At 41.3% G+C, this 13,508-nt stretch carries 10 protein-coding genes; 5 read left to right on the top strand and 5 right to left on the bottom strand.

All coding sequences use genetic code 11. From position 1 onward, the window contains the following. Positions 1 to 36: 36 nt before the first annotated feature. The 3 genes from yidC to rpmH form a co-directional block, all read right to left on the bottom strand. On the bottom strand, positions 37 to 1,686 hold the full coding sequence (yidC, locus tag ACMUMQ_RS08610; protein WP_414681579.1) for a membrane protein insertase YidC: 1,650 nt from the start codon (positions 1,684 to 1,686) through the stop codon (positions 37 to 39). A 94-nt stretch (positions 1,687 to 1,780) separates the two neighbouring features. Next, a complete protein-coding gene (gene rnpA, locus ACMUMQ_RS08605) occupies positions 1,781 to 2,182 on the bottom strand; it encodes a ribonuclease P protein component (protein WP_317005567.1) in 402 nt (133 codons plus the stop codon). An 8-nt stretch (positions 2,183 to 2,190) separates the two neighbouring features. Then, the gene (gene rpmH, locus ACMUMQ_RS08600; RefSeq protein WP_084035504.1) at positions 2,191 to 2,325 is read right to left on the bottom strand and encodes a 50S ribosomal protein L34; all 135 of its coding nucleotides are present in this window, start codon (positions 2,323 to 2,325) and stop codon (positions 2,191 to 2,193) included. Positions 2,326 to 2,835: 510 nt separating this feature from the next. Here rpmH and dnaA point away from each other — a divergent pair. The 4 genes from dnaA (at position 2,836) to gyrB (ending at position 9,140) form a co-directional block, all read left to right on the top strand. Continuing rightward, positions 2,836 to 4,392: a chromosomal replication initiator protein DnaA gene (gene dnaA, locus ACMUMQ_RS08595; protein ID WP_414681578.1), complete on the top strand. Its 1,557-nt coding sequence runs from the start codon at positions 2,836 to 2,838 to the stop codon at positions 4,390 to 4,392. 32 nt (positions 4,393 to 4,424) lie between these two features. Further along, positions 4,425 to 5,522 (top strand): DNA polymerase III subunit beta, encoded by a 1,098-nt coding sequence (dnaN, locus tag ACMUMQ_RS08590; RefSeq protein ID WP_347983668.1) that lies wholly within the window; start codon positions 4,425 to 4,427, stop codon positions 5,520 to 5,522. An 87-nt stretch (positions 5,523 to 5,609) separates the two neighbouring features. Next, a complete protein-coding gene (recF, locus tag ACMUMQ_RS08585) occupies positions 5,610 to 6,716 on the top strand; it encodes a DNA replication/repair protein RecF (RefSeq protein WP_414681577.1) in 1,107 nt (368 codons plus the stop codon). Then, positions 6,717 to 9,140 (top strand): DNA topoisomerase (ATP-hydrolyzing) subunit B, encoded by a 2,424-nt coding sequence (gene gyrB / locus ACMUMQ_RS08580; protein WP_414681576.1) that lies wholly within the window; start codon positions 6,717 to 6,719, stop codon positions 9,138 to 9,140. Between the two features lie 145 nt (positions 9,141 to 9,285). On the opposite strand, the gene ACMUMQ_RS08575 is transcribed toward gyrB, so the two are convergent. Next, positions 9,286 to 11,493 carry a S8 family peptidase gene (locus ACMUMQ_RS08575; RefSeq protein ID WP_414681575.1) on the bottom strand — a complete coding sequence of 736 codons (2,208 nt, stop codon included), beginning with the start codon at positions 11,491 to 11,493 and terminating at the stop codon, positions 9,286 to 9,288. Positions 11,494 to 11,502: 9 nt separating this feature from the next. After that, positions 11,503 to 12,603: an AAA family ATPase gene (locus tag ACMUMQ_RS08570; RefSeq protein WP_414681574.1), complete on the bottom strand. Its 1,101-nt coding sequence runs from the start codon at positions 12,601 to 12,603 to the stop codon at positions 11,503 to 11,505. Positions 12,604 to 12,972: 369 nt separating this feature from the next. On the opposite strand from ACMUMQ_RS08570, the gene relB reads away from it, so the two are divergent. Beyond that, on the top strand, positions 12,973 to 13,365 hold the full coding sequence (relB, locus tag ACMUMQ_RS08565) for a type II toxin-antitoxin system RelB family anti-toxin (protein ID WP_414681573.1): 393 nt from the start codon (positions 12,973 to 12,975) through the stop codon (positions 13,363 to 13,365). Positions 13,366 to 13,508: the final 143 nt, after the last annotated feature.

The following is a 13,508-nucleotide window of genomic DNA, read 5'->3' as shown; positions in this document are numbered from 1 at the left end:
TTTTCTTATCGAAACTTAACGTCGCTCTTTGGCGTGTTAGGCTTCTTTTTCAATGCGTTTGGTAATGATGTACTGCTGTACAATCGACAAGGTGTTATTACATACCCAGTATAGAACCAAACCAGATGGGAACCATAAGAAGAAGAAAGTAAATGCGATCGGCATGATCTTCATGATTCTAGCTTGCATTGGATCTGGCGGTGTTGGGTTCAGCATTTGTTGTCCCAACATACTCACACCCATCAAAATAGGCAGTACAAAGAATGGGTCCATTGCTGACAAGTCATTAATCCATAAGAAGAATGGTGCATGACGTAACTCAACCGACTCCATTAATACCCAGTATAGAGAAAGGAAAACTGGCATTTGTACCAAAATAGGTAAACAGCCGCCCAAGGGGTTAATTTTTTCTTTCTTATACAAAGACATCATTTCTTGCGACATCTTCTGACGGTCATCGCCATACTGTTCTTTCAGCTTAGCAATTTCAGGCCCGAATTTACGCATTTTAGCCATAGAACGGTAACTTGCCGCAGAAAGCTTGAAGAAGATGGCTTTCACACACACTACGATCAAGATGATAGCCACACCCCAGTTGATCACAACAGATTGAATTGCTGTTAGTAACCAGAATAAAGGCTTAGCCAACCACCATAACCAACCGTAATCTACGGTTAAGTCTAGGTTTGCAGCTGTTTCTTCAAGTTGATCTTGTAGTTTTGGACCAACGTAAAACGTAGATGCCAAAGTACCTTGTTTGCCTGGTGCAACTTCAACCGCTGAGCCTGTAAAGCCAATAATGTTGAAACCATTATTTGTACGAGCTTGCAGTGTTACTTTTTTGCCTTGCTCAGGAATCCAAGCAGAAACAAAGTAATGTTGTAAGATAGCTACCCAACCTTGAGTGGTTGATTTCTTAACAGGATCTTCTTCCATATCGGAAAAAGAGATCTTGTTGTACTTATTCTCTTCATCAGAAATCGCGCCACCAAGGTAAGGCTGTAAGCCCATACCACTTGCTTGGCTTGGATCTTCTGAATTGTCACGTTTAATTTGCGCAAATAAGTTACCAATCCAAACATCGGAAGAAGCATTATCAACGGTAATTAGCTGACGAATACTGTATTTACCTTTCGTGAAACGGAAGGTTTTGGTGTATTTCACGCCTTTTGCGTCTGTGTAATACAGGTTCACATCAAGGGAATCTTCGCCATCCATCAAGCTATAGGATGTTTGTTCTGATTGATAAACCGGACGACCTTCTACTGAAGCGTCTGGACCGTTTTTACCGATCAAACCACTTTGCGTAATATAAGTACGTTCAGTGTTGTCTTCTAAGATGACGAAAGAGTCAGGCTGGCCTAATTCTTTTTTGTAATTCAGCAATGCTGCTTTAACAAGGTCACCACCAACAGGGTTAATAGCAACACGAAGTGTATCGGTTGTTACTTCAATGAGTTTTCCTGGTGCAACAGTGGTTACATTCTGAGGAATTTCGGCATTGGCGTCGGTTGTGCTTTGAGATGCTAAAGGCAAATCATCGCTAACTTGAGAGTTTGTTTCGGTTTGAGTGCTTTGAGCTACGCTTTGAGTCGACTGAGGACCATAATCTTGGCTCCACTGTAAAAACAGCAGGTAGCCACTGATAAAAAGCGCACCCCATAAAAAGTAACGTCTGAAATCCATGGTATTCAACTAATTTGTTTGGTTGGACAATAGGTTCAGAGAACCCTGATTAAAATCACGCGTTATTAAAACAGCCTTTGGCAGTTTTTTCAGCCTATTTTTGCTTAGAGTGCTCGCGTTTTTTATTTTGAGATGGTTTTAGCGCTTTTTTTGCCAGTTGGCTCCATGCTTTATCGAGTCGACTGTGCAAATTAGGGTTATCCAGCTCTTTGATTCCTTGGCGCGCCAAGAAAACAATATCGAGACCTGCAAGAGGGGTTTTGTGGTGACGAAAGGAATCACGCACCAAACGTTTGATACGATTCCTGCCTACAGCACGTTTATCCGTTTTTTTAGACACAATAAGACCTAACCGAGTTTGGTTATCATCTCTTTTTCGTGCCAATAAAAGGAATTCGCCTGCAAAGACTTTTGCGGAGGTGTTGTTAAAGACTGATTGATAATCCCCGGCATTCAGAAGTCTGACATGCCGGGGAAAACAATAATCATCGGTCATCAGCGTGTTTATGCGCTTAATACCTTACGGCCGCGAGCACGACGACGAGCGACGATTTGACGTCCGCTTTTAGTAGCCATACGAGCACGGAATCCGTGGTTACGTTTGCGTTTTAAAACGCTAGGTTGGAAAGTTCTTTTCATCGTTTTTCTCTCACTGAAGCAGTGTTTCAGTTTTGAGGGTTAGCGGTCGCCAAGCCTCTACATTTGATTGTTAAATCAGGGCGCGGATTTTAGAGCCTTTCCCCAGTAAATTCAATGCTTAACCTCGTTATTTTGTTAAATAAATAGACACACAATCCATTACATGCTTATACACAGACTTTTACCCCTTTAGTGGATAAAAATTTTTAATAATTTAATTTATATCCACAGGTTCCGTTTTTTTTGAATTAATGTGTATAAAAATCAGAGAGTTATTTTTAATATTTTTTGTGAGTAAGTTAAAAATAACAAATTTTTAAGTGTGTATAACCTAGTGTTTTATACACAAAATATATTTTTTATCTACTGTTGTGTATAACTTTAGGTGTTATAAACATTTTCTCGTGGAAGAAGTGTTTTGCTTTTATTCTATTTATGTGTGGATAACTTAAATCGTCCGATGTAAAATCCGCTTCTTATCTGCCATTCAACTCAAGGAGTACGTCTACAGTGTCTTTGGAGCATTGGGATCTTTGTCTGCAGCGTTTGCAGGGGGAGTTTTCCACATCTCAGTTCAACACCTGGATTCGTCCATTACAGGCTGAAATGATGCCTAACGGAGAGTTGTGCCTAAGTGCACCGAACCGATTTGTGTTGGATTGGGTGAGCAATAAATATCAAACGCGCATTAAAGAGCTATTGTCCGAATTTGCTGGCGATGGTCTTGCCCCTACATTAAAGCTTGAAGTCAAAGCGCAAAGTTTTGCACAAGCGGGCTCTATGTCACCGCCTCCTCCACCTGTTTCGAATGAGCCCAGCCCTAGTCCTTTAAATAATGAAGTGGCGAGAGAATCTGGCTATCGTCCTGGTTTTGGTTTAATGGATGATGAAGAAGGTACGCCTCATGCGGATCTTGAGTTTGAAGCGCCGCTCACTCTTTCGCCAACAGGCAAAGGACTCAGTGGTGATCTTGAACCTTACGAACAAGGACAACTGCCTTTGTCAGCGCCGAAGCGTAAGGTACAAGTAGAAGGTGGTATTAATCACGGAGCCAACCTGAATAACTCATTTACCTTTGATAACTTCGTCGAAGGTAAATCGAACCAACTAGCTCATGCTGCCGCATTGCAAGTAGCAGAAAATCCAGGCGGTGCTTATAACCCACTCTTTATTTACGGTGGCGTTGGTCTGGGTAAAACTCACTTAATGCAAGCCGTTGGTACTGAGCTAATGCGCCATAATCCGAATGCGAAAGTGGTTTATCTGCATTCAGAGCGTTTTGTGGCGGACATGGTTAAAGCGTTGCAATTAAACGCCATTAATGACTTTAAACGTTACTATCGTTCAGTTGATGCTTTATTGATTGACGATATTCAGTTTTTTGCCGGTAAAGATCGAACACAAGAAGAGTTTTTCCACACCTTCAACGCTTTGCTAGAAGGTGGTCAGCAAATGATTCTGACTTGTGACCGCTACCCGAAAGAGATTCAAGGTTTAGAAGACCGTTTGAAATCCCGCTTCGGCTGGGGATTAACGGTTGCCATTGAACCGCCAGAACTGGAAACACGAGTCGCAATCTTAATGCGCAAAGCGGATGAAAGTGGTATTAAGTTATCCTATGATTCTGCTTTCTTTATCGCGCAGAAAATACGCTCCAATGTGCGAGAATTAGAAGGTGCTTTGAAACGCGTTATTGCTAATTCTCATTTTACGGGAAGAGCAATTACGCCAGATTTCGTCCGTGAATCATTAAAAGATCTTTTGGCCTTGCAAGATAAGTTGGTGAACATTGATAATATCCAACGAATTGTGGCGGAATATTACAAAATTAAGATCAGTGACTTGCTGTCTAAACGTCGAAGTCGTTCAGTTGCTCGCCCTCGCCAAGTGGCCATGTCATTAGCGAAAGAGCTTACGAATCACAGTTTGCCAGAAATTGGTGATGCATTTGGTGGTCGTGACCATACGACAGCCTTGCATGCGATTCGTAAAATTAAAGAACTGCAAGATACCGATTCCGATATCCGTGAAGATTACAAACAATTAATGCGAATTCTGACCACTTGATGGTCTAAGACTTTGAGTTTACGAGGAAAATAATGAAATTTTCAGTCGTCCGCGAGACACTTCTCAAGCCACTACAACTCGTAGCTGGCGTGGTAGAGCGCAAACAAACAATGCCAGTCTTGGCCAATGTTTTGGTAGAAGTTAAAGACCAAGTACTGACTTTAACTGGCTCAGATTTAGAAGTAGAGTTGATTGGCCATGTGCCACTAGATGAGTGTGAAGAAGGTCGTATTACGGTTCCTGCTCGTAAGCTAATGGATATTTGTAAAAGCCTACCAGACAGCGCTGTGATTGAGTTCACATTAGATGACCAAAAAGCCGTCATTCGTTCTGGCCGTTCACGCTTTAGCTTATCCACATTGCCTGCCGATGAATTCCCGAACATCCAAGACATGCAAGGTGACTTAACGGTTGCGATTGCACAAAACAGCGTACGCCGTTTAATCGACCGTACGGGCTTTGCCATGGCGAACCAAGACGTTCGTTATTACCTAAATGGTATGTTGCTAGAAGTCGCTGATGGCCAATTGCGTGTTGTTGCAACTGACGGACACCGTTTAGCAACAGCGGTTGAAGATGCTCAAGTATCTGGTGATTTGACGCAAGTTATTATGCCTCGTAAAGGCGTTCTAGAATTGAATCGCTTACTAAGCGATACAGATGACGTTGTTGAGTTATCAATAGGTACAAATCACATTCGTGCAAAAGTAGCGGATTACATTTTCACTTCTAAGCTGGTGGACGGTAAATTCCCTGATTATCATCGAGTGATTCCACGTAATAACGAGAAGATCGTCATTGCGGATCGTTTAGAGCTTCGCCAAGTATTCTTACGTGCTTCTATCTTGTCGAACGAAAAATACCGTGGCGTTCGTCTGATTCTTTCTAATGGCATGTTGCAAGTCTTTGCGAACAACCCAGAGCAAGAAGAAGCAGAAGAATCCGTATTGGTTCAATATCAAGGCGATAACATTGAAGTAGGCTTTAACGTCGGTTACTTGCTTGATGTTCTTGGTGTTGTTGATACGCAAGAAGTACGTTTGTCATTAAACGATGCAAACAGCAGTGCTTTGATCGAAGAAGCTCAAAGCCATGCAGCACAATACGTTGTGATGCCAATGCGTCTCTAATGAGATGAATGAGAACCCCCCCGTTTGGCGTTTTATCGCGTTAAAAGCCAAACGGGTCTTCCCTACCCTGATTAAGGTTTAAGCGTTATGCCACTGGTGCGTCTGGACATTTCTCATGTTCGCAACCTTTCAAGTGTGCGTTTTGAACCTTCACCCCAAGTGAATGTGATTGTTGGCAAAAATGGCAGCGGAAAAACGTCCATATTAGAAGCGATTCACTTGTTATCTTTTGGCCGTTCTTTTCGTAGCCACAAACATAAAACCTACATTCAGCATGAAATAGAGCATTGTTTGGTGTTTGCTCAATTACATCAAGAGCATGGCAGTCCCATTCCCGTCGGTTTGCAGCGTCACCGTGATGGCCAAATTGATGTGCGTATTCAAGGTCAACGGGCGCAATCGGTTGTTGAGCTTGCTGAACGTCTTCCAGTACAGCTAATTAACCCTGATACTTTCCAATTATTAGAAGGTTCACCCAGCATCCGACGCCAATTTATCGACTGGGGAGCCTTCCATTTCGATAAAGACTTCATTCAGGCGTGGCGAGGCTGGCAAAAAGCATTAAAACAGCGGAATACCTTGCTCAGACGTGGTAAAATGTCTGACAGTTTATTAGCGGCATTCGATCAAGAATTAATTCGTCTTGGCGAGCAAGTGAACGAGTCTCGAAAAGCCTATGTTGAAAAGCTAATACCGCATTTTGTTCAGGTATTATCTTTGTTAACAACGGAGCTTTCGGTGGATTTACAGTTTTTTCAAGGCTGGGATTCGCAGAAAAGCTTACAAATGGCGGTTGAGGCTGGGCGTAGCCGAGATATTGAACTTGGTTACACTCATACTGGCCCGCAAAGAGCAGATTTAAGAGTAAAAACAGCAACGGGTGATGCGTTAGATACGCTGTCTCGTGGACAGCTCAAACTTGTAGTTTCAGCACTCAAAATTGCCCAAGGGCAACTGCTGATCGACATGGGGCGTCCTTTGGTGTTTTTGGTGGATGATTTACCCGCTGAGTTAGACGCTAACCACAGACAGAAACTCTGTCAGTTGTTGGAGTCGTTAGAAAGTCAAATTTTTATTACCAGTGTTGAGCCTGATACAACCGATTTTACTTGGGCCAACACAACAGACGTTCGCCAGTTTTCAATGAATAATGGCGAGCTGTCTTTATTGAGCAATGGTTTGCAGGAGAGTTAAATGAGTGAAAATAATTACGATTCGTCCAGTATCAAGGTGCTCAAAGGGCTAGATGCCGTACGTAAACGTCCAGGAATGTACATTGGTGATACAGACGATGGTACTGGTTTGCACCACATGGTATTCGAAGTGGTCGATAATTCCATTGACGAAGCGTTAGCAGGTCACTGTGACACCATTACTGTCCTCATTCACCCTGACGAATCGATTTCTGTATCAGATAACGGTCGTGGTATCCCAGTCGATATGCACGAAGAAGAAGGCGTTTCTGCTGCCGAAGTTATCATGACGGTATTGCATGCCGGCGGTAAATTTGACGATAACTCTTATAAAGTATCTGGCGGTTTGCATGGTGTGGGGGTTTCGGTTGTAAACGCCCTATCTGAAAGTTTGACTCTAACCATTCGTAAGAATGGCAAAATTTACGAACAAGATTATGTACATGGTGTGCCACAAGCACCATTGGCGATCGTTGGCGATACTGACGGCGCAGGTACAACGGTTCATTTCAAGCCTTCTGCTGAAACCTTCAGCAACATTCTTTTCATCTACGATATTTTGGCGAAACGTCTTCGTGAGCTGTCATTCCTAAACTCTGGTGTGGCGATTCACTTGAAAGATGAGCGCAGCGGCAAAGAAGAATTTTTTAACTATGAAGGTGGTTTGCGTTCTTTTGTTGAGCATTTGAACACCAACAAAACGCCGATCAATGACATTTTCCACTTCATTTGCCAGCGTGATGACTTAGAAGACGGCATCGCAGTAGAAGTAGCATTGCAGTGGAACGAAGGCTTCCAAGAAAACATTTACTGTTACACCAACAACATCCCTCAGCGTGATGGTGGAACACACTTAGCCGGTTTCCGTGGCGCTTTAACGCGAACTCTAAACAACTTCATTGAAAGTGAAGGCTTGGCGAAGAAACAAAAAGTCGCAACAACAGGCGATGACAGCCGAGAAGGTCTAACTGCCATTGTGTCTGTGAAAGTGCCAGACCCTAAATTCTCTTCTCAAACCAAAGACAAGCTGGTTTCTTCTGAAGTGAAAACAGCCGTTGAGCAAGAAATGGCAAAACGCTTTGCTGAATATCTGCTTGAAAAACCAAACGAAGCGAAAATCATCGTTAACAAAATGATCGATGCCGCTCGTGCTCGTGAAGCAGCGCGTCGTGCCCGTGATATGACACGTCGTAAAGGTGCATTAGACATCGCAGGCTTGCCAGGTAAATTGGCCGATTGTCAGGAAAAAGACCCAGCGCTTTCTGAAATCTACCTAGTGGAGGGAGATTCCGCTGGTGGTTCTGCTAAGCAAGGTCGCGACCGTCGTACACAAGCGATTTTGCCGCTTAAAGGTAAAATCCTAAACGTCGAGAAAGCGCGCTTTGACAAGATGCTTTCTTCAGCGGAAGTAGGCACTCTGATCACCGCATTAGGTTGCGGTATCGGCCGTGACGAATTCAACGCTGATAAATTGCGTTACCACAGCATCGTTATCATGACCGATGCCGACGTGGATGGATCACACATTCGTACCCTGCTTTTGACTTTCTTCTTCCGTCAAATGCCAGAGATCATCGAACGTGGTCATATCTTCATTGCTCAACCGCCTTTGTTCAAAATCAAACGTGGTAAGCAAGAGCAATACATCAAAGACGAAGCGGCTTTGGATCAACACTTGATCGAAGTGGCTTTGGATGGCGCTCACATGCACGTAAACGAAGATGCTCCAGGCATTCAAGGCGAACCATTAGCGAAACTGGTTCGTGATTACATCAAAATTGAAGCAGACCTAGAACGTTTGGCTCGTGTGTATCCAAAAGATGTTATGAGCAAACTTCTGTACTGCAAACCACTGACTCAAGAAGATTTAGTGAAAGAAGACTTTGTAGCTGAATGGGTTGAAGCGATTCGTAGCCAAATGCCACAAGATGCCCGTACAGGTTTCCGTTTTGACTTCTCTGTTGAGAAAGACGAAGAGCGTAATATCTTCTTACCTGTTGTCGATATCATGTCTCACGGCGTATCAAACCGTTACCGCTTTGAAGGCACTTTCTTCAACTCGCCTGAGTACAAGCGCATTGTGACTATGGCAGAAACTGTTGAAGAATTGTTTGGTGATGAGTCTTACATTCAACGTGGCGAGCGTCGCGAGCCAGTCAGCACGATCAGTGACATGAAAGCCTGGTTGATGAAAGAAGCCTCTCGTGGCATGACCATCCAGCGATACAAAGGATTGGGTGAGATGAACCCAGAGCAACTTTGGGAAACCACAATGGACCCAGATGCGCGTCGTATGCTTCGCGTTACCATTGACGATGCCGTTGCCGCTGACCAAATGTTCACCACTTTAATGGGTGACGAAGTGGAACCACGCCGTAACTTCATCCAAGACAACGCCTTAAGCGTCGCCAACCTAGACGTTTAATCGCCTTAAGTGTGGGATCCCGTATTTCGTGAACTGGGATCCCGCAATCATGAACTGACGTCCCGTAATTCGTGAACTGAAGTTTCTAAGTGTTATTAATTAAAAAGCCGCTATTAAAGCGGCTTTTTAATTAATAACTTATATTTTAAATATCGAGTTCGATATTTGTAGTTATCCTAGGCTCAATTTCAGTAAGAATGTCTGAATATGTTTCCAAAATATCAGTAAATATAGACTTATGCTTAGGTGCTTCTAATGTCACTACGAAAGCATATTTGATAATTTCTGCAGCGGATGCATTTATATCTGCACCAGAATTCCTAGCCATGTAATGTAATTCAAATGCTGGTTCATCCAGTAAACTACCATTTTTTCTTTTTTCGGCATGTAGAACAGTTTCCCATTTAGCTGCATCTCTTCTTAACTCAGCCTCCGTAGCTTTTTTTACTTGCATAAAGAATGACTCTGACTTTTGTCCTTTTTTAGGCTTCCAGCCTATTTCAACTCCTGCTTTTGTATACATTGAAGTATCTTGAGGGTCTACTTGAGTTGAAAAGCAGCAGGTAGCTTTAATCTTGACCATTCCCATAATCCCACTCTTTGGCAATGGAAGAGGGACTCTTAAATATTTTCCTGGTGTTAGCTCTCCTTGATAGACAATTTTAGCTACTCCTGGGGGGGATTGTATTAAGCTATCGACTTCATCTATCACTTTCCCCCATCCAATTTCCTGTGTTTTTTGTTGATTTTGTTGAGCGGAGTTGATCAGAAGGGCTTTGATTACAAGAGGGCTAATGTTATGTCCAAATAAGGCTCGAATTCCAACTGCTTTCCTTAATAAATATGGTGAGGCAAAGCTTGTTCCTTGTTGAGGAGTTATTGTGGGGGAATCTAAATCGGCACTTAAAACATGGAAATATTCTTGTTGAGATCCTCCGAAAGCTAGGAGATCAGGCTTAATTCTGCCTGGTGCTCTACCTGGACCAATAGCGCTATATGCAGCTTTTTTCCAATTGGCAGATATACTGTCGGAGGCCCCAACTGCAATAGCGTTTACACTATCTGATGGGACTTGGATCCTATTTAAACCAAGCTGATTGTCTCCTTGTCCATTATTTCCAGCTGCAATTGTCAAAAAGGTTTCTCCATCAGCTAGATAAGAGTCTAGTAATGAAGTCCATGGATGAATGTCATCATCATCTATAGGTAAATCTGGGCCAAGGCTAATATTGATAAATTCATATTGTCTAGAGATTAAGATATCTTCTATATGCGTTAAAGTTCTATAAAGCTCAAGAGGATCTTCATTATTTATTTTACTATCTAAAACTCTATGATGATCAACAAATGAGTATGGTCTTGAGGCTTCAACTGAACTACTTAGTGGTCCGAATAAGAATGCTGATGTAACTGCTAAACCATGGTCTGTTCCCCCTTCGCAATCATTTGATGATGGGTCTGATAAGTGGTAATTATTTAACCAAGGAGATATTGAGTGATTGATTGGTAGCCCACCATCTAGGATTGCAACATTTACATCTGAAGCTAAAGGAGGAGTTAATGGTAGCTTTGCCTTAGATGAACCAGGCGTAGATCTTACTAGAGGTCGAAATGACCTCAGAGGAGCTATCGGCCTAATTACTCTTACAAAAGAGTGTTTGGCAAGTTTTTCTAAATTTTTATAGCTTCCAATAATAGGAATAAACCATAGATTTGAGACTTCTAGAGATAGTTCATCTTTAGTTGTGAAGTCAAGATCAGTAGCGTATTCAAGGAAAGACTGTTTTATAAAATCTGATGTTCCTCCAGGTATAAACTGTATTCCTACTTCAAAATAGCCTGGTTTGGATGATTGGTTCTTTCGTAATTTTGAAGGTGCTGGTATATTTTCAAAACTCCATATTTTCATTAGATCCTTGGCGGCATAAGAGTCTTCCGTAAAATTTTGTAGTTTTTTTTCAAACTCTTCAAAGTTCTTTATTTTTCCAGCGATAAAAAAACTTGTAGAAGGAGAGAGTTTAGGCTCTCCTTTTCGCATCCATTTATCCGGTTTTACTTCTGACGCCAAACTACCTATAGCTCTAACGCCCATTTCCCTAAGTAATTGTTTAGGAAAATGCCCTTTTGCCAAGAAAGATGGGTGAAGAGTCATTTTTGTGACAGAATACCCTCTAGGGCACAAACTACTATCTAGTGAAGATAACTCTTTATTTACTTGGTGTATCTGAGGCTTTAGCCTTTGAACCACCTCCTCAACAGTATAAAGGTCTCTACTTTGAGGGTCCATTTTTGGTGGAGGGGTTATTCTGGCTAGCTCTTCTGCTTTGCCTATTAGGTAGTTTGTTTTTTGCATAACAAGTCCTTATGTGTGAGAGGCAGCAATTTTTTTTCTAATAGTGTCTCTACTAACTCCAAGCAATTTCGCTGCTGTCTGCTTTGGAAATGAAAAGTCTGAGACTAGTTTAGTTGCAAAGGCAATTCTTTCTTGTCTTGATAAAGTCTCTAAGTTGGGTATTAGGTACTTTATTCCTGATGATTCGAATTCAGTAGGGTTTAATATTTTTAGTTTTCTTAACCTATTGATTGTCCTTTTTATATTACTATATGACTCACCTTTTTGGCTGTCGACCAGTAACTCTATTAAATGATTAAAGTCTTTTAAATCGGAGCCTAAAAACTCAATGATAGAGGATCTTATATTAGACTCATCTGGTAAGTTAAAAGCGATATCCAAATCAAACCGTCTCCATAATGCAGGATCTACTAGCTCTGGATGGTTTGTTGCTGCGATTAATAGCCCTGTTTCTGGCCAATCTTCAATTTCTTGCAGTAAAATATTTACTAGCCGTTTAAGTTCCCCTACATCGGACTCATCACTACGCTTTTTTGCTATTGCATCTATTTCATCAAGAAATAGGACACATGGCTGATTTTTTGCAAAATCAAGAACTCGCTTAAGATTGTTTCCCGTTTTTCCAAGTAAGCTACTCATTACAGATGTAAGGTCTAAAATATATAGAGGTAGTTCTAATTTAGATGCTAACCAATTAGCAGTCATAGTTTTTCCCACACCAGGTGGGCCTTGAAATACTACAGAGCTAGTTGCCTTTAAACCTTTTTGCTTTAGTTGTTGCGTATGTTCTCTCTCAGATAATATTTGATCAAGTTGTGCCTTTAATTCTTGGCTCAGGAGAGGCTCTTGATTTGTTGGGTTAGAGGTAGAGTGTAAAATAGATAGGTCTTCATTTTGGCTGAGCTCCTCATTGATATGTTTTGTTTCATTTTTTCGAAGAACTCGATTTGATCTAGCAGGGTCAATTCTTAGTAGTGTTTCAATTTGTTCTGCTAGTTTAGGGTTGTCCTTACGCTCTTTTCTAACAAGCTTTGCTAAGTATAGCCTTACATCTGAAGTCTTACCTTCTAATGCTAGTCTTGCGATTTCAAGTGTTTCATCAGATTGCATTACCGTAACCCATTAATAGTGACCATTTGATGTTTGTTTGGTGTATTTTAGTCACTGACTCCACTGAAAGTCTATAGAATAATGAAATATATGAATATTAATTAGTGACTATTAATTCATATAAAATTCATTTTAGTCATTTTTGGTTTTTAAAACTTTTATAAATCATAAGGAAGGGAACCTGAAAATTACATATTTTGATTTATCAAAGTAAAAAAAATGATACATCAAAAAATATAACTATTTGATTTTTATTGATTTTTTTATAAAAAAACATTGAAAATAGTTTAAGTAATTCTTAATCTGAAATAAATCATGCTGCTTTTAGAATAATACTTAAAGCCTTTGAGCTTAGAGAGGTTCTACCTGATGACACCATTTGGACTATATCTTGAGTCTTTAAGGCGAAATCGCCATTTGCAACAAGTCCAGTTGGCTGATCGACTCGGAGTGAACTCATGCTATGTCAGTGCTATTGAAAATGGCAAGAAAGGCCCACCATCTAAATTTGTCTTAGAAAAACTTATCAATGAATTGAACCTAGACGCCCAAGAGCAGGAATTGCTTTGGGACTATGTTGATCAATCTAAAAGAACCATACGGCTTCCTGAAGATGCAACACCTGAAGAATATACCCTAATGAGAGATATACGTAGACATCTAGGAGCTTTAAGTATCGAGCAGATAGATATTATTCGAAATACGCTGAAACTCAGTGGAAAGGCTCATACGAAGCCAAGAATAGAAATTAGGAGTATTTGAATGGTTTGAAAACACAACGGGACGCCCCGTAAGGTTTGCCCCGCCCTGTCTGGATAAGAAGATACTTATCACCTGAGAATGAGCAGTATCCCCCTTCCCTACTTGGCACGTCAAGACCTCAGAACATACCTAACCAAAAACAG

The organism is Marinomonas algae, from assembly GCF_047525555.1.
GTDB lineage: Bacteria > Pseudomonadota > Gammaproteobacteria > Pseudomonadales > Marinomonadaceae > Marinomonas.
The sequence above is the reverse complement of the archived record's forward strand: the minus strand, read 5'-3'. Positions and strand labels throughout refer to the sequence as shown.

What these genes read in the sequence shown, in the direction of transcription:
- ACMUMQ_RS08570 (WP_414681574.1), bottom strand. Translation starts at nt 12,603, where the DNA reads ATGCAATCTGATGAAACACTTGAAATCGCAAGACTAGCATTAGAAGGT.
- relB (WP_414681573.1), top strand. Translation starts at nt 12,973, where the DNA reads ATGACACCATTTGGACTATATCTTGAGTCTTTAAGGCGAAATCGCCAT.
- dnaN (WP_347983668.1), top strand. Translation starts at nt 4,425, where the DNA reads ATGAAATTTTCAGTCGTCCGCGAGACACTTCTCAAGCCACTACAACTC.
- yidC (WP_414681579.1), bottom strand. Translation starts at nt 1,686, where the DNA reads ATGGATTTCAGACGTTACTTTTTATGGGGTGCGCTTTTTATCAGTGGC.
- recF (WP_414681577.1), top strand. Translation starts at nt 5,610, where the DNA reads ATGCCACTGGTGCGTCTGGACATTTCTCATGTTCGCAACCTTTCAAGT.
- rnpA (WP_317005567.1), bottom strand. Translation starts at nt 2,182, where the DNA reads ATGACCGATGATTATTGTTTTCCCCGGCATGTCAGACTTCTGAATGCC.
- ACMUMQ_RS08575 (WP_414681575.1), bottom strand. Translation starts at nt 11,493, where the DNA reads ATGCAAAAAACAAACTACCTAATAGGCAAAGCAGAAGAGCTAGCCAGA.
- rpmH (WP_084035504.1), bottom strand. Translation starts at nt 2,325, where the DNA reads ATGAAAAGAACTTTCCAACCTAGCGTTTTAAAACGCAAACGTAACCAC.
- gyrB (WP_414681576.1), top strand. Translation starts at nt 6,717, where the DNA reads ATGAGTGAAAATAATTACGATTCGTCCAGTATCAAGGTGCTCAAAGGG.